Genomic DNA, 25,625 nt, shown 5'->3' with positions numbered 1-25,625 from the left:
CCCAGCGAGACACACACCATGAGTTCCCTTCTTGTCCGTGGCTACGAGGTCGTGATCGGCATCGAAACCCACGTCCAGCTCTCGACCCAATCGAAGATCTTCTCGGGCGCCTCGACGCGCTTCGGCGCCGAGCCCAACACCCAGGCCTGTCCGGTGGACATGGCCCTGCCCGGCACGCTGCCCGTGATGAACCACGGCGCCGTCGAGCGCGCGATCGCGTTCGGCCTGTCGGTCGGCTCGCACATTGCGCCGCGCTCGATCTTCGCGCGCAAGAACTACTTCTACCCCGACCTGCCCAAGGGCTACCAGATCAGCCAGTACGAGATCCCCGTCGTGCAGGGCGGCACGGTCAGCTTCTTCGTGGGCGACAAGCCCCACACGGTGCGCCTGGTGCGCGCGCACCTGGAAGAAGACGCGGGCAAGTCGCTGCACGAGGACTTCGCCGGCTTCAACGGCGAGAAGTCGTCGGGCATCGACCTGAACCGCGCCGGCACGCCGCTGCTGGAGATCGTGACCGAGCCCGACATGCGCAGCAGCGCCGAGGCCGCCGAGTACGCGCGCGCGCTGCACGCGCTGGTGGTGTGGCTGGGCATCTGCGACGGCAACATGCAGGAAGGCTCGTTCCGCTGCGACGTGAACGTGTCGGTGCGCAAGCCGGGCGGCCCGCTGGGCACGCGCCGCGAGATCAAGAACCTCAACAGCTTCAAGTTCCTGCAGCAGGCCACCGACTTCGAGATCAACTGGCAGATCGACCAGATCGAGGACGGCTACGCCATCCAGCAGGCCACCGTGCTGTTCAACCCGGACACGGGCGAGACGCGGGCCATGCGCACCAAGGAAGACGCGCACGACTACCGCTACTTCCCCGACCCCGACCTGCCGCCGCTGGTGATCGCCCCCGAGTGGGTGGAGCGCGTGAAGGCGACGATGCCCGAGCTGCCGCGCGTGATGGCCGAGCGCTTCGTGAAGGACTACGGCCTGCCCGAGTACGACGCGACGATGATGACGCAGTCCAAGGCCTTCGGCGCCTTCTTCGAGACGGCGGCCAAGGCCTGCGGTCAGCCGAAGCTGGTGTCGAACTGGCTGATGGGCGAGGTCTCGCGCAGGCTGAATGCGGCCGAGCAGACGCTGGATGCCTCGCCCGTGTCGCCCGAACTGCTTGCCGCCATGATCGGCCGCATCAGCGACGGCACGATCTCGAACGCCGGCGCCAAGCAGGTGTTCGACGCGCTGTGGAACGGCGAAGGCGCGGGCGACGGCCTGGCCCGGGTCGATGCGTTGATCGAGGCCAAGGGCCTCAAGCAGATGAGCGACACCGGCGAGCTCGAGCGCATCCTCGACGAGGTGCTGGCGGCCAACGCCAAGTCGGTGGAGGAGTTCCGCGCCGGCAAGGACAAGGCCTTCAACGCGCTGGTGGGCCAGGCCATGAAGGCCACCAAGGGCAAGGCCAACCCTGCGGCCGTCAACGAGCTGCTGAAGAAGAAGCTGGCGGGCTGATCCCCCGATGCGGGGTGGCCGCGCGTTGTGAGGGGGCCGGCTTTCCTCCAGAATCGGCCATCCCCCTCACCGGACCTGCGCGTGAGCCGCCCCCTTCACCCCGACCTGCTGGACTACCTGCGCATCGGCCTGTCGATCCACCTCGGCGGCCGCACGGCGCAAGGTCTGCCATTGCTGAACCGGGCGCTGGCCCTCCGGGTCGAGTCCGACCACCGCCTGTCGGTGCTGCTCTCCTCGCCCGCGGCGGACACCCTGCTGGACGCCATTCGCGAGGTGCCCCAGGTGGCCGTGGTGCTGTGCCAGCCGACCACGCACAGAACCGTGCAGATCAAGGGGCGGGACGCGGTGGTGTCGCCGGCACGGCCCGAAGACTGGCTGCACCGGAGCGAACACAAGCTGCGCTTCGTGACGGAGATCCGCCCCTTCGGATTCGATGAGGTGTTCGCGTCGGCCTGGCTCGATGTCGACAGCCCGGACCGCCTGCACGCCGTGACGTTCACGCCCTATGGGGCCTGGAACCAGAGCCCCGGCCCCGGCGCGGGCCGCCCGATCGAGGTGCACGCGTGAGCACCGGCACGCAGGCGATCACGCTCGGCGGGCTGCGCCGGATGTTCGAGGGTGTGATCCCCGCCACCATGTGCACGGTCTCGGCAGAGGGCGTGCCGCACCTGTGCTACCTGTCGCAGGTGGAGTACGTGGACGAGGCCCATGTGGCCCTGTCCTTCCAGTTCTTCAACCGCAGCCGCGAGAACATCCTCGCCACGCGGCGTTGTGCGGTCACGGTCGACGACCCCTACACCGCGGCCGGCGTGCGTCTGCAGCTGCGCTACCTGCGCACCGAGCACGGCGGCCCCGTCTTCGAGCGGATGAAGGCCAAGCTCGCCGGCATTGCCGCGCACTGCGGCATGGAAAAGGTCTATCACCTGCAGGGCGCTGACTTCTATGAGGTCGAGTCGGTGGAGATGATTCCGGGTCGCAGGACGCTGCAGGCGCCGGCGCCCCGCTGCGACATCGCGGCCGGCACCCGCGCCGTGATGGACCGGCTGAGCGCCTGTCACGACATGGCAACGCTGCTCGACGAAACCCTCGCTGCCATGCGGGACCACCTGCGCATCGAGCACAGCATGATCCTGCTGATCGACCCGCCGCAGCACAGCCTGTACACGGTGGCGAGCCTGGGATACGAGACATCGGGCGTGGGGGCGGAGGTGCCTCTGGGTCAGGGGGTGGCAGGCATTGCGGCACGCGAAGGGGTGCCCATCCGCATCGGCCACATGGCGATGTCCCAGACCTACGCCCGGGCCATCCGGCAACGCAGCGAGGACGTGGGGTTGGACGGCGGCCTGCGCGAAGAAATCCCCCTGCCTGGCCTGGCGGCCCCACGCAGCCAGCTGGCCGTGCCGCTCAAGCTCATGGGGCGGGTGGTCGGCGTGCTGATGGTCGAGAGCACTGAGGACCAGCACTTCAGCCACGATGATGAGGATGCCCTGGTCTCGGTGGCCGCGCCGCTGGCCCTGGCCCTGTCCCTGTTGCAGCCGATGGAGACGCCCGCGCCCGATGTCGCGGCGGACTCCGCGCCCTCAGCGGCCCGCTCTCCGACAGCGCACGCCGACCTCCAGAGGGTGGCCGTTCACCACCACCCGCACACGCACAGCGTGTTCGTGGGTCAGGAGTACCTGATCAAGGGCGTGGCCGGCGCCATCCTGTGGCGCCTGCTGCGGAGTTGGCATCACGATGGGCGACAGGACTTCAGCAACCGCGAATTGCGTCTGGATGCCAGCCTCGGTCTGCCGGATGTGGCAGACAACCTCGAAGCCCGGCTGATTCTGCTGCAACGTCGCCTGGCCGAGCGTGCCGCCCCCATTCAGATCGTGAAGACCGGGAGGGGGCGTTTCCGGCTGGATGTTCAGGCTGCGCTGGACCTCATCGAGCGCCTCTGACGGTCGGCCGCTCAGATCAGCCCTGCGCCGGCAAACAAACCGCGGGCAGGGCGGGCGGGAGCCCGAGGCCCTGCAGCAAGGCGGCCGCATCGTGCACATTCAGCGCTTCGTGAATCAGGGCCAGCACGCCCTCGAATGCACCGGCCGGCATCTTCGCGCGCATGTCGGACAGCATGCCGAGGCGCTCGCATGGCGCAAGGGCCGGCAGCATGTGGCGCAAGGTCTCGGCCATTTCCTGTGGAGCGATGCTCTGCACCAGCGCATCGTGGGTCTGCATGAGCTGGGCATCGGTGTAGCAGGCCCACAGCGTCTCGTTGTGCACGGTCTCTTCCCAGTGCATGTGCGTCAGGTTCTCGGCCACGAACAGCGCCAGCTCGCGGTACAGCTGCGTCAAGGCGGCGTGACGCACAGCCGGGGCGGCCTGCTTCAGAGAGTCGACCCGCTGACGCAGGTGGGCGATCTCGCGCGCATGGTCGAGATGCGCACCGTCTGCCTCCTTGGCCGCATCGTGGCGAGCCTGCTCCAGCAGCGGATGCAGAAAGGCTTGCTCATGGCGAATGTGGCTCTCGCAGATGGCCAGCAGCGACGCCACGCAAGACAAGGTCTGCTCGAAGGTGCGTGCATCGTGCCCATCCGTGCGCCCCACCCTTTGCAGCGTGTCGAACATCCAGGCGCGCAAGGCCTTGTGAATGGGGGCATACAGATCCAGACGCGGGGCCGCCTGGCTCGAGGTGTGGGGGTGATCGGGCATGTCTGCTCTCCGTGTTGTGGAGAGCGCAGCTTAGAAAGGCTGCTGCCGGCCCGCTGCTAAGACTCTGCTAGCAGAACCTTAAGAAAACACTAAGCAGCCTGCAGGCCCTGATTCACCGCCCCGCCGACGCGGCGGCGCTGGGCGGATCGGCCTCCAGTGACCCTGGGGTGGCCCCCGCCCACAGCTTGCGCAGGCGCGCCAGCTCGGTGTCGTAGAACGCGTTGATGCGCCCCATCTCGGCCTGCTGGTTGAGGATGATGTCGCGCTGGGCCTGCTGCTGCGCCTCGTTGGCATCGAGCTGGGCTTTCAGCTTGACGGGCAGCCGCTTGCCCTTGTAGAACTCCGCCTCGGCCATCAGGCCTTTGCGCTCGTCCTGCAGCTGCGCCACCTGGCGCTCGGACGAGGCAATGGCCTTGCGGAGGTCGTCGAGCGCCCCTTCGCGCGCGCGCTGGTGGGCGGCCTCGTTCGGGTACCGAAGCACCAGGTTGCGATCACGCCGGATGGCGTCCTTGCGGGCGGCCTCGGCGTGCGCGCGCTGACGCTGGCGCTCCTCCTCGGCCGCGCGCTCCTCGGCATTCATCCGCGGGGGCAGCACCTGACGCTGGGAGCCATCGCGGTTAAGCACACGCTGCTCGCGATCCAGGCACTCGGGAATCGGTCGGTCGGACGTGTAACGGCGGCCGGCACTGTCGACACAGGAGTAGATGCCAGAGCCGGAGGCCGCCGCAACAGCCAGATCGACGCCTCCGAGCAGGGCCAGCCCCAGGGCCGCGAGGCCCGGGCCGCGCCGCCGCCCGCGCACGCCGGCACCGCTGCACAGGGCGCGGACGCGGGACACGGAACGGCGAAAGGCAATCGGGCTCATCACGGACTCCATCATGACGCAGACCGCCGGTGGCGGCCACCTCAGTCTGCCATCATCGGTGGCTCAGACGCCGTAGCGCTGGCGATAGGCCTCCACCGAAGGGTGGAACGCTGACAGCGACGGGTCGGACTGGGCTGACAGGTACTGCAGCAGATCGCGCAGCGTGGCAATGGCCACGACCGGAAGGCCGTAGTGCTGCTCGACCTGCTGAACGGCGCTCTCGGCGGCATCCTGGCCGTTGGCCGTGGCCTTTTCCTGGCGGTCCAGGGCAATGGTCACGCCACAAGGGGTGGCGCCGGCGGCCTTGATCATCTCGATGGACTCGCGCACCGAGGTGCCGGCCGAGATCACGTCGTCGATGATCAGCACGCGGCCCTGCACGGGCGCGCCCACGAGGGTGCCGCCCTCGCCGTGGTCCTTGGCTTCCTTGCGGTTGTAGGCGAACGGTTTGTTGTGGCCCAGGCGGGCCAGCTCGATCGACACGGCCGCCGCCAGCGTGATGCCCTTGTAGGCCGGGCCGAACAGCATGTCGAACTGCAGGCCGGACGCGATCAGCCGACGTGCATAGAATTCAGCCAGACGGCCGAGCTTGGCGCCGTCGTCGAACAGGCCGGCGTTGAAGAAATAGGGCGACAGGCGCCCTGCCTTGGTCTTGAATTCCCCGAACCGCAGCACCTGCGATTGCACCGCGAAGGCCACGAAGTCCTGGGCCAGAGAGTCGTTCGAAAGGGTGGTGCTCATGATGGATGGTGTCTCGTGTTTCGTCTGGTCTCTCTGAACGTCAATGGCATCCGCTCTGCGGCCACGAAGGGCCTGGTGCCCTGGGCAGAATCGGTGTCGGCCGATTGTATGGGCGTGCAGGAACTGAAGGTCCACGCCGACGACATGCCGCCGGCACTCCGCACGATCGCGGGCATGCAGGGCCACTTCCACCACGCCGAGAAGAAGGGCTACTCGGGCGTGGGCATCTACACGCGCCATGAGCCGTCGGACGTGCTGATCGGCCTGGGCACGCACGACGTGACCACGCAGTTCGACGCCGAGGGGCGCTGGGTGGAACTGCGCTTCGACAAGCCGGGGCGCAAGCTTTCGCTGATCAGTTGCTACTTTCCGAGCGGCTCGAGCGGTGACGAACGCCAGGCGGCGAAGTACCGCTTTCTGGACATGATCGCGCCGCACCTGGCGCGGCTGCGCGCCGAGCGCGAGTTCATCCTGGTGGGCGACGTCAACATCGCGCACAAGGAAGCCGACCTCAAGAACTGGAAGGGCAACCTGAAGAACTCGGGCTTTCTGCCGGAAGAGCGCGCCTGGATGACGGCGCTGCTCGACCCGGCCGGCGGCGCGGGACTGATCGACGTGTACCGCCGGCTGCACCCCGACACGACCGACGCCTGCTACACGTGGTGGAGCAACCGCGGCCAGGCCCGGGCGAAGAACGTGGGGTGGCGGATCGACTACCACCTGGCCACGCCGGCCCTGGCCGAAACCGCCCGCGCCGCCAGCATCTACAAGGACACGTGGTTCAGCGACCATGCGCCGCTGACGGTGGATTACGACTTCAGCCTGTGACCGGAACGGAGGCGGCTCCACGCGGGATGCGTTGACCGCCTTTAAAACCAGCGATGATATTCATCACCCAAAACATTATTCGGTGATATAAAGACCGCCTGCGCTGGCCGCCCGAGCCCGCGCCACCTCTTGGCCGACCGCGCCCTCCTGCGCGCCCGCGCCCCCTTCCCGACTCATGGCAGGCAGCCCGCGCGCTGGCCGCCCTCCCCCGTGCCGAGCGAGCTGCCCCCCGCAGCTCCCTTCACACATCCCGTCGCTGCGGACGCAGATTCGCTCACCCGCATCGCGACGGTGCACTTCCTCCAGAAAGGCTCTTCCATGAGCAGCAAGATCTACGTGGGCAACCTGCCCTACTCCGTGACCGACGCCAGCCTCAAAAGCAACTTCGCCGAATTCGGCGGCGTGTCGTCTGCCAAGGTCATGACGGACCGTGACACCGGCAACTCCAAGGGCTTCGGCTTCGTGGAGATGGCTTCTGCCGCAGCCGCCCAGGCCGCCATCACCGGGTTGAATGGCATGTCCGTGGATGGACGTTCGATTGTCGTCAGCCTGGCGCGTCCCCGCGAAGACAAGGGCAGCGGCTCGGGCGGCTACACCGCCACCAAACGTTCGGACGTGGGTTATGGCACGGGCGGCTACGGTGGCGGTCGCTACTGAGGCTCATCGCGCCCTTTGAAAGACCGGCTCTTCTGAGTCGGTTTTTTTTCGGGCCTTCGACTACCCCCTCGCCACACCGGCCCGCTTGAGCAGTTGCCGGGAGCGGGGGGACAGATGCTCCACACGCAGGTGTTTGCCGGCGCGCTCGTAGCGCTCACGCAGGGTGCGCAGGGCCTCCACGGCCGAGTAGTCGACGAAGCTCAGGTGAGCGCAGTCGAGCGTGACCAGGGGCGGGTCGCCGGCCGGATCGAACTGCTGCAGGAACGGCGTGACCGATGCGAAGAAGAGCGTGCCGTGCACGCGGTAGCGTTTGCTGCCATCGGGCTCGACGTGGCTGTCGGCGTAGAGCGCGCGGGCGTGCTGCCAGGCAAAGTTCAACGCCGCCAGCACGATGCCGCACAGCACGGCCGCCGCCAGGTCGGTCAGCACGGTGATCACGGTGACCGCGACGATCATCAGCGCGTCATTGAGCGGCACCTTGCGGATCACCCGCAGCGAGGCCCACGCAAAGGTCTGCTGCGCCACCACGAACATCACCCCGACCAGTGCGGCCAGCGGAATGCGCTCGATCAGGGGCGACAGGAACAGCACGAACAGCAGCACCATCACGCCGGCCACAACACCCGAGAGGCGCCCTCGCCCGCCGGAGCGCAGGTTGATCACGGTCTGGCCGATCATGGCGCAGCCGCCCATGCCACCGAACAGGCCCGACACGATGTTGGCGCTGCCGAGCGCGACGCACTCGCGGTCGGGGTCACCCCGGCTTTCCGTGAGTTCGTCGGTGAGGTTGAGCGTCAGCAGGGTCTCGAGCAGACCGACCATGGCCATCACGATCGCGTAAGGCGCAATCGTCTTCAGCGTGTCGAGGTTCCAGGCGAGGTCGGGCCAGGCGAGCACCGGCAGGCCGCCGGCAATGTGCGCCATGTCGCCCAGGGTGCGCGTGGGCAGACCCAGCATGGCCACGGCCAGCCCCACGCCCACGATGGCCACCAGGGCGGGTGGCACCGCGCGGGTCAGGCGGGGCAGAAGGTAGACCACCGCCATGGTGGCGGCCACCAGCCCGGCCATCAACGCCAGCGGCGTGCCGGTCAGCCAGGCGCCATCGCGCTTGAAGTGTTCGAGCTGGGCCGTGGCGATGACGATGGCCAGCCCGTTGACGAAGCCGAGCATGACCGGGTGGGGCACCATGCGCACCAGCTTGCCCAGCTTCAGAAGGCCGAACGCCAGCATGATGAGCCCGGACAGCAGCACGGTGGCCAGCAGGTGCTGCACGCCGTGCTGCACCACCAGGGCCACGATGACCACGGCCATCGACCCGGCCGCGCCCGACACCATGCCGGGCCGGCCACCGAACAGCGCCGTGATCGTGCACAGGATGAAGGCCCCGTACAGCCCCATCAGCGGGTGCAGGTGGGCCACCAGCGCGAAGGCAATGCACTCGGGCACGAGCGCGAACGACGTGGTGATGCCGGCGAGCACATCGGCCCGCAGGTGTGAAGCTTTCATGAGAGACCCCATCGGCCGGTGCACCGCAGCCGACGGGCCGCGGGACCGCGATGGTACAGGTCCGGGCCGGCTCAGCTGAAACGGTGGTGCGCGGGCTTGAAGGCCTTGGCAAGCTGGCGGAAGGTGAAGCTGAAGCCAGGGAACATGGCAATCACATGGCCGCTCTTGCTCTGGTACCAGCTGCGACAGCCCCCTGCCTGCCACACGGTCTGCTTCATCTCGCGGTGGATCATGGCGGTGTAGTCGGCCTCGGCCTCCGCCTTGACCTCGATGGCTTTCGCGCCATGCTTCTCGGTGGCAGCGATGGCGCGGCGGATGTACTCCATCTGCGCCTCGATCACGAAGATCGCCGAGGTGTGGCCGATGCCGGTGTTCGGGCCTGTGACGACGAACAGGTTGGGAAAGCCCGGCATGGTCGTGCCCAGGTAGGCACGCGGGTAGGCGGCCCAGAAGTCCTGCACCGACTTGCCGCCCTTGCCCACCACGGGATAGGAGATGACGCCGTCGGTGGCGTCGTAGCCGGTGGAGTACACGATGAGATCGAGGTCGATCTGCTGGCCTGTGGCGGTGAGGATGCCCTTCTCGTTGATCTCGGCGATGCCGTCGTCCTTGGGGTGCAGTTGCACGTTGGGGCGGCACAGCGCGGGGTAGAGCGTGCTCGACAGGATGATGCGCTTGCAGCCGATGGTGTAGTCGGGCGTGACGGCAGCGCGGATCTTCGGGTCGGCAATCTGCCGCTCGATGTGCTTGAGCGCCACCCGCTGCGCGACCACGTTCAGCATGGTCTTGGAGTACTTGAAGCCGATCACGCGGCTTTCCAGCCCCCAGTAGATGGCCGTGCGCAGCAGCTTGTAGATGACGCGGTTCTTCAGCAGCGCGCGCTCGAAGCGCGAGAAGACATGATCGGGTCGAGGCAACACCCAGTGCGGCGTGCGCTGGAACACGTGCAGCTGCCCGACCTCCGGGGCAATGGCCGGGATGACCTGGGCCGCACTCGCCCCACTGCCGACGATCGCCACCCGCTTGCCCTTCAGGTCGTAGCCGTGGTCCCAGGCATTGGTGTGGAAGCTGCGGCCCTGGAAGGTGTCGCGGCCCTTGAAGTTCGGGATCACCGGCGTGCTCAGCGGACCCGAGGCGTTGATGACGTACTTCGCCTCGAACGTGCCCGCCCCTGCCGTGTGCACCTGCCAGAGCTGACGGGACTCGTCCCATTGAACCTGCGTGACGTTCGCATTGAGCCGGGTCTTGTCGCGCAAGCCGTGTTTCGCCAGCACGTGGTTGGTGTACTCGACCAGTTCGTGCTGCTCGGCAAACATCTGCGTCCACGGATAGGGTTCGAACGAGAGCGAATACAGTGGCGACTGCACGTCGACCGCGGCGCCGGGGTAGCTGTTCTGACTCCAGGTGCCGCCCATCCACGGCCGGCGCTCGAGGATCAGGAAGTCTTCGATGCCGATGCGTCGCAGGTTGACGGCGGCAGCCTGGCCGCCGAAGCCGCTGCCGATGATGAGGGCGGTGTGGTACTGCATCGCGGCATTGTGCGCAATTGACCACGGTCATTGTCAGAATGAAAACCCGCCCCCCTGGGTGCGGGGCGTGTGGCTCAGGCGGCCCGTGCACGCTGAGGCGCGGGCGACGACACCTGCGCCATCAGCGCCGGGATGCCGCTGCGGGCGTTGGCTTCGGCGGCCAGGCGGCGCTCGTCGGGCGTGGCGTAGCGGCGGTCCCACTCCAGCACCTTGGGCGTCATCAGCCGGTGCCACAGCGGCGGGATCATGGCGACCACGATGGTGGTGAGGTAGCCGCTGATCATCATGGGCGCATCCGGGAAGGGCTTCAGATCCTGGTAGGGCACCTCGCCCTGCGCGTGGTGGTGCGAATGGCGCGTCAGGTTGAACATCGACCACGAGCTGATGCGCTTGTTGGTGTTCCACGAATGGCGCGGCTGCACCGGCGTCTGCGGGTCGCGCACCATGCCATAGTGCTCCATGTAGTTGACGATCTCGAGCAGGGCCTTGCCCCACAGCGCGCAGGCCACAAAGAAGCCGGCCGCCACCCAGCCGCCCAAAGCCCCCGCGCCTGCCACCAGCAGCACGCTCATCAGGTGTCCGCGCATCACGGCGTTGTGCGGGCCGAACACGGCCTGGCCGGCGCGTTGCAGGCGGCGGCGCTCGATGCGCCACGCGCTCACATTGCCCTTGATCGTCGAGGCCACCACGTGGAAGTACACGTTGCGGCCGCGCGGCGCGGTAGCGGGGTCGTCGATGGTGGACACGTAGCGGTGGTGGCCGTAGACGTGCTCGATCGAGAAGATGGTGTCGAAGCTGAAGGCCAGCAGCCAGCGGCCGATCAGCATCGAAACCGGATCCCAGGTGCGGTGCGTCAGTTCGTGCGCGGTGATGGTACCGACCATGCCGATCATCAGGCCCGTGAGCAGGATGGTGGAGACATGATGGGCCCAGAAAGTGCCCTCGCGCGCGGCCAGCACGTCGTACCCAGTGAGGCCGGTGACGGCCGCACCGAAGCCCAGCGGATCCCCAGGGCTAACGGACCACACCGCCGCGAACACGATCAGCGTCAGCAAGGGCAGCGCCATCCAAAGCTGGAAGGTCAGGATGCCGGGATGACGGAAGGCGGGCGTGGACGTGTCATCGCCACAGACGGCATCGCCCACCATGTAGATGACGAGGACCGTGAGCAGCCCGCCGGTGACCCAGGCGCCCCCTGCAAGGATGAAGGCCAGGGACATCAGCCCGATGGCATGGAAGAGGAAATACTTGAGGTAGTGGAAGAGGGCCATGGTGTGTCTCCGTGTTCTTGGTGTGGGATGGCGGGCCCGGCCTCAGGCGGCCTGCGGACGGTCGTACAGCGTGGTGAAACGGTCGGCATGGATGTCGGCGGCGGCCACGCCCTGGCGCAGCAGGGCTTCGCGCGCGCTGTCGACCATGGGCGGTGGCCCGCACAGGTAGGCGTGGGCGCCGGGCAGCACGGCATCCGGCAGAAAGTCGGTGACCAGCCCGCGGGCGCCGAGCCAGGTGCTGCCCGGCGTCTCGGCCGACAGCACCGGCACGAAGCGGAAGGGAGCCGGCCAGCCCCGGGCGAAGGCCTCGATGGCCTCCATGCCATACAGGTCGGCCTGCAGGCGGGCGCCGAACAGCAGCGTGACGGGGCGCGCCACACCCTGCGCCCGCGCATCGGCCAGCATCGCGAGCATGGGCGCCAGACCGCTGCCGCCGGCCACCAGCACCAGCGGTGCGTCGGCCGGCCGCAGCCAGAAGTCGCCGCCCGGGCCGTGCACCGTCAGGCGCTGGCCGCTCAGGTCGTGGTCGACCACCAGGGTCGAGAAGCGCCCGCCCGGCACCTTGCGCACGAAGAAGCTCACCTGCGCATCAGGCTGCACGGGCGTTGCAAACGAGTAGCTGCGCGCCACGCCGGGCAGGCTGTCGAGCGTGAGGTCGGCGAACTGGCCCGCCTTGTAGGCCAGCGCCTCGTCGAGCTGCACGCGCAGTTGCACGATGTCGTGCGTGAGCCGCTCCTGGCTCACGATGCGGCCGCCCACCTGCCGACGTGCTGGCAGGGCCGAGAGGTCCACCTCGATGCGCACATCGGTCTGCGGCAGCGCCTGGCAGGCGAGGATGTAGCCCTGGTCCAGCTCCTCATCGGACAGGATGTAGCCGCTCTGCGTGAGCTCGCGCACCTTGCCGGACACCAGCTTGCACTTGCAGGTGGCACAGCCGCCGACGCGGCAGCTGTGCGGAAAGGCGATGCCCTCGCGCAGCGCCGCCTGCAGCAGCGTTTCCTTCGGCGCCACCGCCACCGGGCGGGCGTTGATGTGGGCCGTGACGGGCCCCTTGGGCGCAAACAGACGGGTGACAAGCGACAGCATGGGATGTCAGGAGGGGCGTGAGGATGACGGGATCGTAGAAATCAAGGCCCTCGCTGCACAGGGCGCGGATTGACATCCACAGGTCATTTTTTGACAATCGCGCCCCATGGCCGACTTCGTCCTGCCCGTCCAGTACCTGCGCCTGATTGCCGAACTGCTGGCCGGCATGCGGGTGGACGTGCCCGCCTGGCTGGGCCGCCACGGATGGGACGAGGCAGGCCTGGCGCAAGCCGAAGGCGCCCTGCCCTATGCGGCCTTCCAGGCACTGATGCGCGATGCACTGGCCAGCACGGACGAGCCCGCGCTCGGTCTGCTGGTGGGCGAACGGCTGCGCATCAACACGCACGGCATGCTGGGCTATGCCGCCATGAACAGCCGCTCGCTGCGGGAAGCCCTGGTGCTGTTCGAGCGGTTCGTGCCGGTGCGCACGACGCTGGTCACCGTGCGCCACGAGGTGGAGGGCGAGCAGGTGCGGGTGCACTTCGAGCCCGCCCGCCCGCTGGACGAACTGGAGCCCCTGGTCTGCGAAGCCGTGATGCTGACCGTGAAGAACCTGGTGGACCACATCACCATGGGGGCGTGCCCGGTACGACAGGCGTGCTTCCGGTGGCCCGAGCCCGCCTATGTCGCGCTGGCCGCGTCGATGTTCCGCTGCGACGTCCGGTACGACGCGGGATGGTCCGGCCTGGTGCTGCCTCTGGCCGGCCTCGACCAGCCCCTGAGCACCGCCGATCCGGCCAGTGCCGAAGAAGCGGTGCGCCTGTGCCAGCGCGAGCTCGACCGGCGGCACGCCGAAGATGGCCTCGCCAACCGGGTGCGACGCCTGCTGTTGGACAAGCCCACCGGCTTTCCGTCCCTGGTGGTGACCGCCCGGCTGTTCAACATGACACCCCGCACCTTGCACCGCCGGCTTCAGGATGAGGGCACATCGTTTGCCGCGCTGCTGGATGAGGTACGCCACCAGCTGGCGTTGCAGCACCTGAAGGCACGTCAGCTGAGCCTGCAGGAGATTGCATTCCACCTGGGCTACACCGACCCGGCCAACTTCCGACGGGCGTTCAAACGCTGGGAGGGCGTGGCGCCATCGGCCTACGCGCTGGAGGCTGCCCGGCAGAGGTCTCGCACCTGAACAGTGTTCTCCCAGGATTCCGGGCGACGTCGTTATGTGACATATTGCTGTAGGCCTCCCGTCGAATGCCCGTCGACCGTGACCCCAGGCCGTCTGCCTCTTGTCCAACGATGACCGATTCCGCCCCCCGCCCCGCTTCTACGCCCCCGCCTTGTCACGCCTGCCGGGAGGGCGATGCCGCGCCCATTCCGATCACCATGGCCTTCCAGCCGCTGGTGGACGTCCGCACCCGGTCGGTGATTGGATACGAGGCGCTCGTGCGCGGCCTGGCACAGGAGCCCGCCGGGCAGGTTCTGGCGCAGGTGAATGACACCAACCGCTACGCATTCGACCAAGGCTGCAGGGTGTGCGCCATCGAGTTGGCCGCGCGGCTCGGTTTGCAGGGGCTGCTGAGCATCAACTTCCTGCCCAACGCGGTGTACCGGCCAGAAACCTGCATCCGCGCCACCTTGAATGCCGCGCGCGCGCATGGCTTTCCCACCGAGCGGCTGATGTTCGAGGTCACTGAAAGCGAACAGGTGACCGACCACGCCCACCTCAAGGCGATCTTCACCGAGTACCGCCGCCAGGGCTTCACCACCGCCATCGATGACTTCGGCGCCGGCCACTCGGGCTTGAACCTGTTGGCCGAATTCCAGCCCGACATCGTCAAGCTCGACATGGCGCTGACCCGCAACATTCACCGCGACCGCGTGCGCCGCAGCATCGTGCAGGCCACGGCAGGGATGTGTGCGGACCTGGGCATCCGCCTGATCGCCGAGGGCATCGAGTCGGCCGAGGAATGCCTGGCCTTGCAGGACCTGGGGATCCACCTTTTCCAGGGCTACTTCTTCGCCCGCCCGGGCTTCGAGCACCTGCCCACCGTGGGCCCCGAGACCTGGGACGCCGTGACGCGCACGACCGGGGTGTGATGGCATGATCGGGCCATGCCCGCTCGATCCGATGCCCGACATGTCTGATGCCCCCGCCTGGGATCACCCCGAGCCCTTCACCCTGCCTCTGCGCGTCGATGCAAGCTGCATCGACCTCATGGGCCACACCAACAACGTCGTTTATCTGAAGTGGCTGGAGGACGTGGCCTGGGCCCATTCGGTGGGGCTGGGCCTGGGCCCGGCGCAGTACGCGGAGCTGGGCCACGGCGTGGTAGTGCGTCAGCACGAGCTGACCTACCTGCAGGCCACCCGGCTGGGCGAAGACCTGCTGCTGGCAACGTGGATCACCGGCGTGGACAAGCTCTCGCTGCACCGCGCCTTCCAGTTCGTGCGCGTGTCGGATGGCGCCACGGTGTTTCGCGGGCGCACGCACTATGTGTGCGTGGACATCGAGCAGGGCCGCGTGCGCCGCATGCCCGAGCGCTTCCTCCAGACCTACGCGCCTGCCGTGCTGAAGCCGGCCTGAATGGCGGGGCCTGCGGGCACGGGGTTTGCCGCCTGCGCGGCACCACGATCCCCGCATGAGGCCCCCGATGACACGATCGCTTTGCCCGGCCCACCGGGTGCTGGCCACCAGCTGCATGGCGCTGGCCTTCTGCACCCTGGCCGGCCCCACGCTGGCCCAGATCACGGCCGACGCCCAGCCTCCCGGCGCCGACAAGACCCGACGCACCCGCGCGCTCGAGCTGGGCGCCAAGGCGCTGCAGACCCATGCGCCCGTGGGTGCCCTGGACATCTACCTCAACGGCTTCCACCCGATGAAGGACGATCCGGCGCACCAGGTGGAAGCGCACCACTTCTGCCGCCAGGTCAACGAGGATTTTGCGCAGTGCGCGCTGTTCGACAGCGCCGCGCGCACCGCCAACCTGACCGGCATCGAATACATCATTTCCGAGAAGCTCTTCCTGCGGCTGCCCGAAGGCGAGCGCCGCTACTGGCACCCGCACAACGGTGAGATTCTGTCCGGCCAGCTGATCGCGCCGGGCATTCCACGCGCGGCCGAGAAGGCGCTGATGCGCGACAAGGTCAACAGCTATGGCAAGACCTGGCACGTGTGGCACACCGGCGCCTTCGGCATTCCGGGCGACGCGCTGCCCATGGGCGAGCCGCGGCTGGCGTGGTCGTTCAACCGCGACGGCGAGATCATCCCCGGCCTGCTGTTGCAGCGGGATCAGCGCCTGCGCCAGCAAAGCGTCGAGCGGCGGCGGGAGCGGGCCGACCTGCAGCAACTGGCCAAGCCGCAGGAGGGCGTGGACGCGTTGCTGGGCGCCTTCCCGCGGGACACCGGCCCCATCCCGGGTGTGGTGGACAGCCGGGCGGTGGCGCCCTCAGGGCAACCGGTACCCGATGCCGCCAGCGCGCCACGTTGACAGGAGCCCACCATGACCGCTGTCGTGACGACGCACCGCATCGAGGACGAGACCGAGCGCACCCTGCTGCAGGTGGCGCAAGCCGGCCCGCCCGCGATCGCACAACGCCTGAAGGACCTGGACCGGGAGTGGGACACCGACCGGGTGATTGAGCTGGATGCCGCCGTGACCGGCCTGACGGGGCTGCTGCTGGGCGCACTGCACCGCCGGGGCTGGCTGGGCCTGACAGCCTTTGTCGGTGGTGCGGTGTGGCTGCACGCGGTGCAGGGTTGGCACCCACTGCGGCCGCTGCTGCGGCGCGCCGGGGTGCGCACCGCCCGGGAGATCGCGCGCGAGCGTTACGCGCTCAAGGCCTTGCGCGGCGACTTCAGCGGCCTGACGGACGGCCACGGCGGCCAACCCACGCTGGAAGCCCCCGGGCAACCGGTCGAGAGCGGCTCAGCCAATGAGCCAGAGCCCGCATGCCAGTCGCGGCTGCCCGACACGGCACGGCGTGTGGCGTGCCACACCGATCCGGCGATCAACGCCGCGCTGCGCCGCCGCACCGAAGGCACACTGATGCGGCTGCAGCACGCCGCCCCCGAGGCCATCGACGCGCACGTGGTCACGCTGGAGCACGAGTGGGATGTGGAGCGGGTGGTGCAGCTGAACGCCTCGACCCTGGTGCTGGCAGGCGTGGCGCTGGGCACCCTGGTGGACCGGCGCCTCCTGCTGCTGCCGGCGGCCGTGCTCGGCTTCTTCGGGCAGCACGCGCTGCAGGGCTGGTGCCCGCCGATCCCGGTGATCCGCCGGCTGGGCGTGCGCACGGTGGGCGAGATCGAGCGCGAGCACCATGCCATCAAGGCCTTGCGTGGGGACTACGACGAGCTCCCGAGCGCCGACGCCCCGGACGCGCACGCCCGCGTGCGGTCGGTGCTCCGCGCGATCGACCGCTGAGCGCGTTCGGGCCGCGCACCGGACGCGTCAGAACTGGAAGAGCGAGAGCCCGACGCCCAGGCTGTCCTGCCGGTGGTTGTAGTCGAGCAGCGTCTCGCCGTATCCGGAAAACAGCTGCACATACCAGCGCAGGCCGGCCGGCTTGTCGCGGTGCACCGGGTGCGTCCAGTCCAGCTGCCAGGCGCCGCGTCGGCCCTCGGGCAGCCGGGTGCGCCACGCCAGCGACACGGTCGACGGGCCGCCCAGCCACGAGGCCACCAGCTCGGCGTTGCCCAGATAGCGCTGGATGTCGGGGTTGTCGTCGTTGCGGGCCTCTTCCTTCAGGCGGCGGTACATGCGCAAGGTGAACGCGTAGGGGCCGTTGTCGAACGCGGCGCTGACGTAGCTGCGGTTCCAGCTGCGCGACAGCGCATCGCTCTGCCCGTTCGACTGGTGCAGCAGGCCTACCTGCGTCATCCGCCAGCGCCAGCCGCCGGGCAACGCGGGCAGGTAGCGGCTCATCGGCACCACATAGATCATCTCGGGCTCGTGGTCGGTGCTGCGGAATGGGGCCGACTCGCGGCCGTTCCACAGCTGCCACAGCGAGCGCTGCGTGTAGGCAAACCACAGGTCGGCGTCGGGCAGCAGCAGGCCCTCGGCCACCTTGGTGCGCAGCGAGACCTGCACCTTGACCTCGACCGGCTTGTAGTCGATGCGGGCAGGCGACACCCCGCGCGTTGGCGAGCCGGGCGCGCGGTTGACGCGCGAGCTCACGTGCATCGGCAGCACGAAGTTCGGCAGGTAGGTCTTGACCGAAAAGGTGCCGCGCTTCTCGGCAGGCGTCAGCTCCCAGGCCTTGTCGAACAGGGTGGCGGCAGGCGGCGCCTCGGCCGGATCCAGCGGCTGGCGCTCGGGCGGCACCCCGGGCAGCGCCGCTGCGGGCGGTGCCTCGGGGCTGGCGCCCACCGGGGCCGGCGCTGCAGCCGCGGCGGGCATCACGCCTGGCGCCGGCTGCGGCCCCAGGCGGAAGACGGCGTCGTAGCACGCGAGCCGGGCTGCGTCATCCGGCAGGCGGGCGCACTGCGAGGGCGGCGTGGCAAGCGCGGCGCCGGCCGCCATCGCCAGTGGCAGACCCATCGCCCATCGCACCGGGCGCATGCGCCTGGATGAGCGTCGCGTCGCGTTGCCCTGCTGCCCCGGCCGTCCTGCGGCCCGCGCCGTGTCCTGCATGCCTGAATCCCCTGTGTCGCTTGTGGTGGCACACAGTATCAGGCAGAGCGCGCCGCGTGGCGTGACACATGAGGGGAGGCCCCCCGGGATCGTGGGGCCATCCGCCTGGCGCGGCGGCGTCACAGGCTGTTGTGGATGGCCGTGGCCGCCACCGCGCCCTGCGCCATCGCCACCACGATCTGGTCGAGGCCGCTCGTCACATCGCCCGCGGCAAACAGGCCTGGGCAGGTGGTCTGGCACCGGGTGTCGATGACCAGGTTGCCGCCCGCCTCGCACTGCGCCTTCACGGCCCGGCCCAGGTCGGCCGCCGGCTGGCACCCGAGGGCCGCGTAGAGCACGTCCACGGTCAGCGGCTCACCGACCACGCGGTGCACCTGCAACCGCCCGCTGCGGTGCTCGACATGGTGGATGCCGCCCGGTCGCCAGCCGATCTGGCGCGCCTGCAGCGCCTCGAAGTCCTCACGCGCGAGGATGTCGGAGGGGCGAATCGGCAAGAGCTGCACGTCCTCGCTGAAATGCCGCAAGAACAGCGCCTCGCGCACCGCGTGCGGGCTGCAGCCGATCACGCCGATGCGGCGGCCGCGGTGCTCGTGCGCATCGCAGATCGGGCACTCGCGCAGCAGGCCCACCGAGCGGACCGCGCGCAACCCGGGGATCTCGACCTCGCGGTCGCGCGCGCCGGTGGCCAGCAGCACGCGGCGGGCAGGCCACCGCAGCCCGCCCACGTGCACCATGAACAGGTTATCGTATTGCGCCAGCCCGGTGGCCCGCGCCCCGGTCACGGCCCCGCCCTGCCGCAGCAATTGCGCCCGCAGGCGCGCCAGCAACTCGGGCCCCGCGATGCCGTCCGGAAAGCCGGGCACGTTGTGCGAGCGCGGGATGCGCAGCGCGCGGGCCTCCCCGCTGTCGAGCACACGGATCGTGCGCTGAAAGCGCGCCAGGTAGATTGCCGCCGTGAGCCCAGCGGGGCCACCGCCCACGATGACGCAGTCGACCGGGGGCTGGCTCACCGAGTCCATGGCGGGGCCCCGATTCAGCCCGCGCGCTCGGCGGCCACGTCGGCCGAGGCCTCTGCCGCCTGCTGCATGCGGGCGTAGTGCTCGGAGTGGCCGGTGCGGTAAAGGTCGTACCACGCGTCGAGCACCGGCGGGTCGTACAGATCCAGGCAGCGGAAGATCTCGCGCGCGAACTCGAGCGGCGCCATGCCCGCCGCCGTGATCAGGGGCCCGTCTCGCCAGGCTGGCTGGGCTTCATAGCGGTCGCTGCCCTCGTAGGCAGGCACCCCTTTCAGATACGCCAGGGCGTTGCTGGTGTGCCGCCGCCCATTGAGCAGCCCGGCCCGCGCCAACCCCGCGGTGGCACCGCAGATGGCCGCCACCGGCACGTCGGCCGCGAGAAAGCGCCGCGCCGCCTCGACGGCCGCCATGTGCTGCCCCTCCTCCCACCCCAGCCCACCGGGCAGGATCAGCATGGCGCTGTCGGCAGGCGACAGCGTGTCCAGCAGCTGGTCGGGCAGCACCGCCACGCCGCCCATCGAGCGCACGGGCGCCTGGCTCAGGCCCACCGTGCACACGGTGTAGCGTCCGGGGGCACGCTGGAAGGTCGGTTGCTGGATGCCGGCAAGGGCGAACGCAGCTTCCCAGTCGGCGAAGCCGTCGTAGACGAAGAAGTGGACAGGACGGGCCATGCCGAAGGCCGGCAACGGCCGTGCCTGCTGGGCCTCCGAGGCCCCGGCGAATCAGGCGAAATGCAGACGCGGGGCCCCGGCCTGCGCGGGCGCGGCCAGCGTGCCGATCACGGCTGCCTCGCCGCAGCCCTCGGCCTGCATGGCGGTCAGCACGGCGGGCACCGCCTCCGGTGTGCAGCTCACGAGCAGGCCGCCGCTGGTCTGCGGGTCGGACACCAGAGCCTGCTGCCAGGCCTCGGCGTGGGCCGGCCAGTTCACCTCTGCACCATAGGCCGCCCAGTTGCGGCCCGACGCCCCGGTCACGATGCCCTCGCGCGCAAAGCCCGCCGCCACGTCGATCAGCGGCAGCTGCGACAGCGCCACCTGTGCATCCAGCCCCGAGCCACGGCACACCTCGAGCAGGTGGCCCGCCAGGCCAAAACCCGTCACGTCCGTCATCGCGTGCACACCGGGCAGCGCGCCCAGCGTCACACCGACCCGGTTGAGCTGCGTGGTGTGGCGGATCATCTGCGCATAGCCTGCCTCATCCAGCCGCTCTTTCTTGAGCGCGGCCGACAGCACGCCCACGCCCAGCGGTTTGCCCAGCACCAGCACATCGCCCGCGCGGCCATCGGCGTTGCGGTGCACGCGGTCCGGGTGCACCAGGCCCAGCGCCACCAGGCCGTAGATCGGCTCCAGCAGGTCGATGGAGTGGCCACCGGCGATCGGGATGCCCGCGGCCCGGCACACCTCGGCACCGCCGCCCAGAATCTGGCCGATCACCTCGGGCGGCAGCTTGGCGATCGGCATGCCGACCAGCGCCAGCGCCATGATGGGCGTGCCGCCCATGGCATAGATGTCCGACAGCGCGTTGGTGGCCGCAATGCGACCGAAATCCCGCGGGTCGTCGACGATGGGGGTGAAGAAATCGGTGGTGGCCACCAATGCCTGCTGGTCGTTGAGCCGGTAGACGGCCGCGTCGTCGCTGGTCTCCAGGCCGACCATGAGCTCGGGCGGCACGAGGCCCTGGGGGGCCCGTGACAAAATCTCGGACAGGAGGCCCGGGGCGATCTTGCAGCCGCAGCCGCCACCGTGAGAGAACTGGGTCAGCGCAATGGACATCATCGGTCAACAGAAGTACGAGGCGATTGTGCCAGCGGGGGCCCCCGCATGAGCGCACGCGGTCCGGTCCGCGTCGAGGACCGCCATGCATTCGACTGCCTGATCGACGCCCGCTCGCCCGCCGAGTTCGCGCTGGATCACATCCCAGGGGCCATCAACCTGCCGGTGCTGGACGACGAAGAGCGCTGCATCGTGGGCACGATCTACAAGCAGCAGGGCGCCTTCGAAGCCCGCCGTGTGGGGGGCGCCATGGTGGCCGCCAACCTCGCGAAGCACCTGCGCGAACAGCTGGCCGACAAACCCGCCAACTGGAAGCCGCTGGTGTACTGCTGGCGCGGTGGCATGCGCAGCGGCTCGATGGTGACCTGGCTGCGCCTGGTGGGCTGGGACGCCCAGCAACTGGCCGGCGGCTACAAGCGCTGGCGCCACCACGTGCTGGAAGTGCTCGATCGGCAGTGCGCCGGGCTGCGCCTGCGCGTGGTGTGCGGCGCCACCGGCAGCGCCAAGACGCGCGTGCTGCACGCGATGGCCGCCCAGGGTGCGCAGGTGCTCGACCTGGAGGGCCTGGCCTGCCACAAGGGCTCGCTGCTCGGCGCCATGCCGGGCCAGCCACAGCCTTCGCAGAAGGCGTTCGACACGCAGCTCGTCGAACACCTCGAACGCCTCGACCTGAGCCGGCCCATCTACGTGGAGGCCGAAAGCCGCCGCATCGGCCGCATCGCGCTGCCCGCGCCGCTGATCGAGCGCATGCGCGCCAGCCCCTGCATCGAGCTGAGCGTGCCGTTCGAGGCGCGGCTCGCCTTTCTGCTGCGCGACTACGCCTACCTGGGCGACGACCCTGCGCTGCTCGCGCGCCGGATCGACCCGCTGCGACCGCTGCTGGGCAACGAAGCCATCGACCGCTGGCAGAAGTGGGCCCTGGCCGGCGAGCTGCCGCCCCTGTTCGACGAACTGGCCCGCCTGCACTACGACCCACAGTACGCCCGCTCGCAAAGCCAGCACTTCCACCACTGGCCGCAGCGCCAGACGGTGCCGGGTGACACGCTGGACGAGGCGGGCATCGACGCCCTGGCCGCCGCCGTGCTGGCCGTCGAGGTGAACGACGATGTCCGCTGAGCTTCAACTGGAGGGCGTCAGCCGCCAGTGGGGCGGCAAGCCCGTGCTGCGCGACATCAGCCTGCGCGTGCAGCCCGGTGAGCGCATCGCCCTGATCGGCCCCAGCGGCGCCGGCAAGTCCACCTTGATCCGCCTGATGGCCGGCGCGCTGCGCGCGACGGCGGGCCACGTGCGGGTGGACGGCGTGGCGCTCGACGCGATGGGCTGGCGCGCGCTGCAGCGCCACCGCGCCCGCTGCCGCATCGTCGAGCAGCAGAACCTGCTGGTGCCGCAGGCGACGGTGCACCGCAATGTGGTGGCCGGGTTGCTGCCGCACTGGCCATGGTGGCGCACGCTGGCCGCGGCCCTGTGGCCGCTGGAATCGGCGCGCGTGGCCACGCTGCTGCAGTCGCTCGACATGGGGGGGCACCAGTGGGCCGCGGCCAGCGCGCTCAGTGGCGGGCAGATGCAGCGCGTGGCCATTGCCCGCGCCCTGATCGCCGAGCCCGACATCCTGCTGGCCGACGAGCCCACCGCCTCGCTCGACCCGCACACGGCCAAGGCCGTCACGCGGCTCATCACCGAACAGGCTCGCCAGCGCGGCATGACGCTGGTGTTCTGCACGCACTGGTTCGACATCGCACGGCGCGACTGCACCCGGGTCATCGGCCTGCGCCGCGGCGACATCCTGTTCGACTGCGCCCCCGAGGACGCCACCGAGGCCCGCCTGGAACAGCTCTATGCCGGCAGTGACGAGCGTCTCTGACGCGCGGCGCCAGGCCCGGTGGCGCTTTGCGGGGTGGCTGGCGATCGCGCTCTCGGGCCTGCTGTGCCTGTCGCTGACCGGCGCCGACCTGCGCCGCCTGCTCGACGCCGACGGGCTGCGCAATGCCGGTGAGATCCTGTCGGGCTTTGCGCACCCAGACCTGTCGGCCGACTTCCTGGCCCGCGTGCTCGACCTCTCGGTCGAAAGCCTGCTGATCGGCATCCTGGGCACGGTACTGGCCGCGCTGCTGGGCACGGTGCTGGCCTTCTTTGCCACGCGCGTGCCCGAGCTGGACGACCCGCCGCGTGGCCCGCCCGCCTGGGCGCGCACGGGGCTGGCGGCCACTCGCAGCGCCGCGCGCGTGCTGCTGGGCGTGGGCCGCTCGGTGCCCGAGATCGTGTGGGCCTACCTGTTTGTGCAGCTGCTGGGCCTGGGCCCGGGCGCGGCGGTGCTGGCCATCGGCCTGACGGTGGGCGGCAACATCGGCAAGCTGTTTGCCGAACTGGCCGAAGCCGTGGACCCGCGCCCGGTTCAGGCCCTGCGGGCCGCCGGCGCCTCGCGCTGGGCGCTGTTCCTGCACGCCGTGCTGCCCCAGGTGGGCCGGCAGTGGACGGGCTACGCGCTGTTCTGCCTGGAGTGCAACATCCGCATCGGCACCATCCTGGGCGTGGTGGGCGCGGGCGGCCTGGGCAGCGAGATCGCGCTGAGCCTGCGCTACTTCCAGTACGACAAGCTGGCCACGACGCTGCTCGCCGTGCTGGCCTTCGTGGTCGCGCTCGAGCTGCTGAGCAACCGCCTGCGCCGCGCCGCCATCGGCTGGACGCTGGGCCTGAGCGCCGCCGGCACGCTGTGGGCCTGGGTGCGGCTCGACGTGCCGTGGGCCGACCTGTTCTCGGGCGCCGGCCTGGCGCTCATGCCGCGCATGGACACGCTGGCAATCGACCTGGCCTTTCTGAAGACCGCGGCGGGCCAGATTGGCGACACGCTGCTGATGGCCTGGGTGGCCACGCTGCTGTCGGCCGCGCTGGCCTTCGTGCTGGCGCCGCTGGGCGCAGCGCGGCTGAGCACCGGCAGCTACCTGCCCGACCCGCCCCGGCCGCGCGGCATCGGACGGTGGCTGCGCCCGCTGGCCGCCGCGATGAGCCGGGTGGTGCAGCAGCTGACCCGCGTCATGCCCGAGCTGACGCTGGCCCTGGTCTTCGTGGTGTGGGTGGGCGGCGGCCCGCTGGCCGGCATCCTGGCGATTGCCGTGCACAACATCGGCGTGATGGGCCGCCTGTTTGCCGACGTGCTGGAAGAAGCCGAGCCCGGCCCGCCCGCCGCCCTGCAGAGCCTGGGCGCAGGCACGCTGGCCACTTTCCTGTTCGGCGTGCTGCCGCAGGTGCAGGCCCGGCTGGCGGCGCTCACGCTCTACCGTTTCGAAGTGAATGTGCGCGCCACCGCCATGGTCGGCTTCGTGGGCGCTGGCGGCATCGGCGACGCGCTCAACACCGCGATCAGCCTGTTCCACCTGCATGACCTGGGCATGCTGCTGCTGACCATGCTGCTGCTGGTGGCCGCCGTGGACGCCCTGGGCGACCGCGTGCGCGCCCGCATCCTGCGCGGCGATGGCGCGCGCCTGCCCCTGCCCGGCTGCGCGCCCGAAGCGCACCTGCCCGCCCCCCTTTCATCCTCAACCCGGATCCTCACACCATGAGCCACCCGTCTTCGCCGTCCGTCCGTCCCCGTCGCACCACGCTGGCTGCCCTGGCTGCACTGGCCCTGGCGCCGCTGCTGCCTGCCGTCGCGCAGGCCCAGGCTCAGGACGTGATCCGCGTCTCGGGCATTCCCGACGAGAACCCCACCGAGCTGGCCCGCAAGTACCAGCCGCTGATCGACCACCTGCAGAAGCACCTGGGCGTCAAGGTCGTCTATGTGCCGGTCATCGACTACGGCGCGGCCGTGTCGGCCCTGGCGGCGGGCAAGATTGATTTCGCCTGGCTGGGCGGCTTCACCTTCGTGCAGGCCCGCGTGCTGGCCGGCGCGCGCCCGGTGGTGATGCGCGACATCGACCGCGAGTTCCACAGCGTGTTCATCGTCAACACGGCCTCGGGCATCAGCAAGCCGGAAGAGCTGCGCGGCAAGAGCTTTGCGTTCGGCGCCAAGAGCTCGACCTCGGGCCACCTGTTCCCGCGCCACTTCCTGAGCACGCGCTTCCACATCGATGCGGACAAGGACTTCGCCGGCGCGCCCATCTACAGCGGGGCGCACGATGCGACGGTGAAGATGGTGGAGTCGGGCAAGGTGCAGGCGGGTGCACTGAACATCGAGGTGTGGAACCGGCTGGTGGCCGGCGACAAGTTCGACAAGACGAAGGTGAAGGCCATCTGGACCACGCCGGCCTTCGTGGACTATGTGTGGGCGGCCCGCAAGGACCTGCCGGCGGCCACGGTGCAGAAGTTCGCCAATGCCTTCATGACGCTGGAGGCGAGCGACCCGGCCGACCAGGCGGTGATGGCGCTGCAGGGGGCGAAGCGCTTTGTGCCGGCCAAGGGCGAGGACTTCGATGTGATCGAGCAGGTGGGGCGGTCGACGGGGTTGCTGAAGTAACAGCCGCGCGTTCCCCGGCCCCACATCCTTCCCCGCACCGAGGTGTGTCCTGCCGTGAGGCAGGACCACCCCGCATGGCGCCAGCCCCGAGACTGGCGCAGACCCCCCCCACCACAACCGAGCAACCCGCACCAACGCGG

Annotated in this window: 25 protein-coding genes; 14 read left to right on the top strand and 11 right to left on the bottom strand. The window is 69.5% G+C overall.

Annotated features, from left to right (window positions below; all coding sequences use genetic code 11):
* Window positions 1-18: 18 nt before the first annotated feature.
* From gatB to Q0Z44_RS05745, 3 genes are all read left to right on the top strand, one after another.
* Window positions 19-1,497 (top strand): Asp-tRNA(Asn)/Glu-tRNA(Gln) amidotransferase subunit GatB, encoded by a 1,479-nt coding sequence (gatB, locus tag Q0Z44_RS05755; RefSeq protein ID WP_298011189.1) that lies wholly within the window; start codon window positions 19-21, stop codon window positions 1,495-1,497.
* 81 nt (window positions 1,498-1,578) lie between these two features.
* Window positions 1,579-2,064 (top strand): hypothetical protein, encoded by a 486-nt coding sequence (locus Q0Z44_RS05750; RefSeq protein ID WP_298011188.1) that lies wholly within the window; start codon window positions 1,579-1,581, stop codon window positions 2,062-2,064.
* Entirely contained in the window at window positions 2,061-3,437 is a 1,377-nt protein-coding gene (locus tag Q0Z44_RS05745) for a GAF domain-containing protein (RefSeq protein WP_298011187.1), read from the top strand. The genes Q0Z44_RS05750 and Q0Z44_RS05745 overlap by 4 nt, the downstream gene beginning before the upstream one ends.
* Window positions 3,438-3,453: 16 nt before the next feature.
* On the opposite strand, the gene Q0Z44_RS05740 is transcribed toward Q0Z44_RS05745, so the two are convergent.
* From Q0Z44_RS05740 to pyrE, 3 genes are all read right to left on the bottom strand, one after another.
* A complete protein-coding gene (locus tag Q0Z44_RS05740; RefSeq protein ID WP_298011186.1) occupies window positions 3,454-4,188 on the bottom strand; it encodes a hypothetical protein in 735 nt (244 codons plus the stop codon).
* Window positions 4,189-4,300: 112 nt separating this feature from the next.
* A complete protein-coding gene (locus tag Q0Z44_RS05735) occupies window positions 4,301-5,053 on the bottom strand; it encodes a DUF4124 domain-containing protein (RefSeq protein WP_298011185.1) in 753 nt (250 codons plus the stop codon).
* 63 nt (window positions 5,054-5,116) lie between these two features.
* A complete protein-coding gene (gene pyrE, locus Q0Z44_RS05730; RefSeq protein WP_298011184.1) occupies window positions 5,117-5,794 on the bottom strand; it encodes an orotate phosphoribosyltransferase in 678 nt (225 codons plus the stop codon).
* Window positions 5,795-5,809: 15 nt separating this feature from the next.
* Between pyrE and Q0Z44_RS05725 the strand changes: the two genes are divergently transcribed.
* Together Q0Z44_RS05725 and Q0Z44_RS05720 are read left to right on the top strand one after the other, a co-directional pair.
* Window positions 5,810-6,622 (top strand): exodeoxyribonuclease III, encoded by an 813-nt coding sequence (locus tag Q0Z44_RS05725; protein WP_298011183.1) that lies wholly within the window; start codon window positions 5,810-5,812, stop codon window positions 6,620-6,622.
* Window positions 6,623-6,940: 318 nt separating this feature from the next.
* Window positions 6,941-7,279 carry an RNA-binding protein gene (locus Q0Z44_RS05720; RefSeq protein WP_298011182.1) on the top strand — a complete coding sequence of 113 codons (339 nt, stop codon included), beginning with the start codon at window positions 6,941-6,943 and terminating at the stop codon, window positions 7,277-7,279.
* Window positions 7,280-7,339: 60 nt separating this feature from the next.
* On the opposite strand, the gene Q0Z44_RS05715 is transcribed toward Q0Z44_RS05720, so the two are convergent.
* The 4 genes from Q0Z44_RS05715 to Q0Z44_RS05700 all read right to left on the bottom strand — a co-directional run bounded on the left by Q0Z44_RS05715 (window position 7,340) and on the right by Q0Z44_RS05700 (window position 12,671).
* Complete coding sequence (locus Q0Z44_RS05715) at window positions 7,340-8,785, bottom strand: SulP family inorganic anion transporter (protein ID WP_298011181.1); 1,446 nt, start codon at window positions 8,783-8,785, stop codon at window positions 7,340-7,342.
* Window positions 8,786-8,856: 71 nt separating this feature from the next.
* Complete coding sequence (locus Q0Z44_RS05710; protein WP_298011180.1) at window positions 8,857-10,314, bottom strand: NAD(P)/FAD-dependent oxidoreductase; 1,458 nt, start codon at window positions 10,312-10,314, stop codon at window positions 8,857-8,859.
* A 74-nt stretch (window positions 10,315-10,388) separates the two neighbouring features.
* Complete coding sequence (locus tag Q0Z44_RS05705; RefSeq protein WP_298011179.1) at window positions 10,389-11,585, bottom strand: alkane 1-monooxygenase; 1,197 nt, start codon at window positions 11,583-11,585, stop codon at window positions 10,389-10,391.
* A 42-nt stretch (window positions 11,586-11,627) separates the two neighbouring features.
* A complete protein-coding gene (locus Q0Z44_RS05700) occupies window positions 11,628-12,671 on the bottom strand; it encodes a 2Fe-2S iron-sulfur cluster binding domain-containing protein (protein ID WP_298011178.1) in 1,044 nt (347 codons plus the stop codon).
* Window positions 12,672-12,777: 106 nt separating this feature from the next.
* On the opposite strand from Q0Z44_RS05700, the gene Q0Z44_RS05695 reads away from it, so the two are divergent.
* From Q0Z44_RS05695 to Q0Z44_RS05675, 5 genes are all read left to right on the top strand, one after another.
* Window positions 12,778-13,800, top strand: coding sequence for an AraC family transcriptional regulator (locus Q0Z44_RS05695; RefSeq protein ID WP_298011177.1), 1,023 nt, complete (start codon window positions 12,778-12,780; stop codon window positions 13,798-13,800).
* Window positions 13,801-13,997: 197 nt separating this feature from the next.
* Window positions 13,998-14,711, top strand: a complete 714-nt coding sequence (locus Q0Z44_RS05690) for an EAL domain-containing protein (RefSeq protein WP_366517576.1) — start codon at window positions 13,998-14,000, stop codon at window positions 14,709-14,711.
* 40 nt (window positions 14,712-14,751) lie between these two features.
* Complete coding sequence (locus Q0Z44_RS05685; protein ID WP_298011175.1) at window positions 14,752-15,198, top strand: thioesterase family protein; 447 nt, start codon at window positions 14,752-14,754, stop codon at window positions 15,196-15,198.
* A 67-nt stretch (window positions 15,199-15,265) separates the two neighbouring features.
* Window positions 15,266-16,102, top strand: a complete 837-nt coding sequence (locus Q0Z44_RS05680) for an OBAP family protein (RefSeq protein WP_298011174.1) — start codon at window positions 15,266-15,268, stop codon at window positions 16,100-16,102.
* Window positions 16,103-16,114: 12 nt separating this feature from the next.
* Window positions 16,115-17,038 carry a hypothetical protein gene (locus Q0Z44_RS05675; protein ID WP_298011173.1) on the top strand — a complete coding sequence of 308 codons (924 nt, stop codon included), beginning with the start codon at window positions 16,115-16,117 and terminating at the stop codon, window positions 17,036-17,038.
* A 27-nt stretch (window positions 17,039-17,065) separates the two neighbouring features.
* Here Q0Z44_RS05675 and Q0Z44_RS05670 read toward each other — a convergent pair whose 3' ends face one another.
* The 4 genes from Q0Z44_RS05670 to selD form a co-directional block, all read right to left on the bottom strand.
* Window positions 17,066-18,175, bottom strand: a complete 1,110-nt coding sequence (locus Q0Z44_RS05670; protein ID WP_298011172.1) for a phospholipase A — start codon at window positions 18,173-18,175, stop codon at window positions 17,066-17,068.
* Between the two features lie 191 nt (window positions 18,176-18,366).
* Window positions 18,367-19,266 (bottom strand): NAD(P)/FAD-dependent oxidoreductase, encoded by a 900-nt coding sequence (locus Q0Z44_RS05665; RefSeq protein WP_298011171.1) that lies wholly within the window; start codon window positions 19,264-19,266, stop codon window positions 18,367-18,369.
* 14 nt (window positions 19,267-19,280) lie between these two features.
* A complete protein-coding gene (locus tag Q0Z44_RS05660) occupies window positions 19,281-19,934 on the bottom strand; it encodes a type 1 glutamine amidotransferase family protein (RefSeq protein WP_298011170.1) in 654 nt (217 codons plus the stop codon).
* A 51-nt stretch (window positions 19,935-19,985) separates the two neighbouring features.
* Entirely contained in the window at window positions 19,986-21,038 is a 1,053-nt protein-coding gene (selD, locus tag Q0Z44_RS05655) for a selenide, water dikinase SelD (protein WP_298011169.1), read from the bottom strand.
* A 45-nt stretch (window positions 21,039-21,083) separates the two neighbouring features.
* On the opposite strand from selD, the gene mnmH reads away from it, so the two are divergent.
* The 4 genes from mnmH to Q0Z44_RS05635 are packed head-to-tail and all read left to right on the top strand — an operon-like array spanning window position 21,084 to window position 25,485.
* A complete protein-coding gene (mnmH, locus tag Q0Z44_RS05650; protein ID WP_298011168.1) occupies window positions 21,084-22,151 on the top strand; it encodes a tRNA 2-selenouridine(34) synthase MnmH in 1,068 nt (355 codons plus the stop codon).
* On the top strand, window positions 22,141-22,896 hold the full coding sequence (locus Q0Z44_RS05645) for an ATP-binding cassette domain-containing protein (RefSeq protein WP_298011167.1): 756 nt from the start codon (window positions 22,141-22,143) through the stop codon (window positions 22,894-22,896). The genes mnmH and Q0Z44_RS05645 overlap by 11 nt, the downstream gene beginning before the upstream one ends.
* Complete coding sequence (locus Q0Z44_RS05640; RefSeq protein WP_298011166.1) at window positions 22,871-24,592, top strand: ABC transporter permease subunit; 1,722 nt, start codon at window positions 22,871-22,873, stop codon at window positions 24,590-24,592. Before Q0Z44_RS05645 ends, Q0Z44_RS05640 begins: the two co-directional genes overlap by 26 nt.
* Window positions 24,589-25,485, top strand: a complete 897-nt coding sequence (locus tag Q0Z44_RS05635) for a putative selenate ABC transporter substrate-binding protein (RefSeq protein ID WP_298011165.1) — start codon at window positions 24,589-24,591, stop codon at window positions 25,483-25,485. The genes Q0Z44_RS05640 and Q0Z44_RS05635 overlap by 4 nt, the downstream gene beginning before the upstream one ends.
* The last annotated feature ends 140 nt before the right edge of the window (window positions 25,486-25,625 follow it).

The sequence above is a fragment of the uncultured Aquabacterium sp. genome, assembly GCF_947366995.1.
In the GTDB taxonomy this organism is placed as follows: domain Bacteria; phylum Pseudomonadota; class Gammaproteobacteria; order Burkholderiales; family Burkholderiaceae_C; genus Aquabacterium.
Note: the sequence above shows the minus strand (reverse complement) of the source record. Positions and strands in the feature narration are given on the sequence as shown.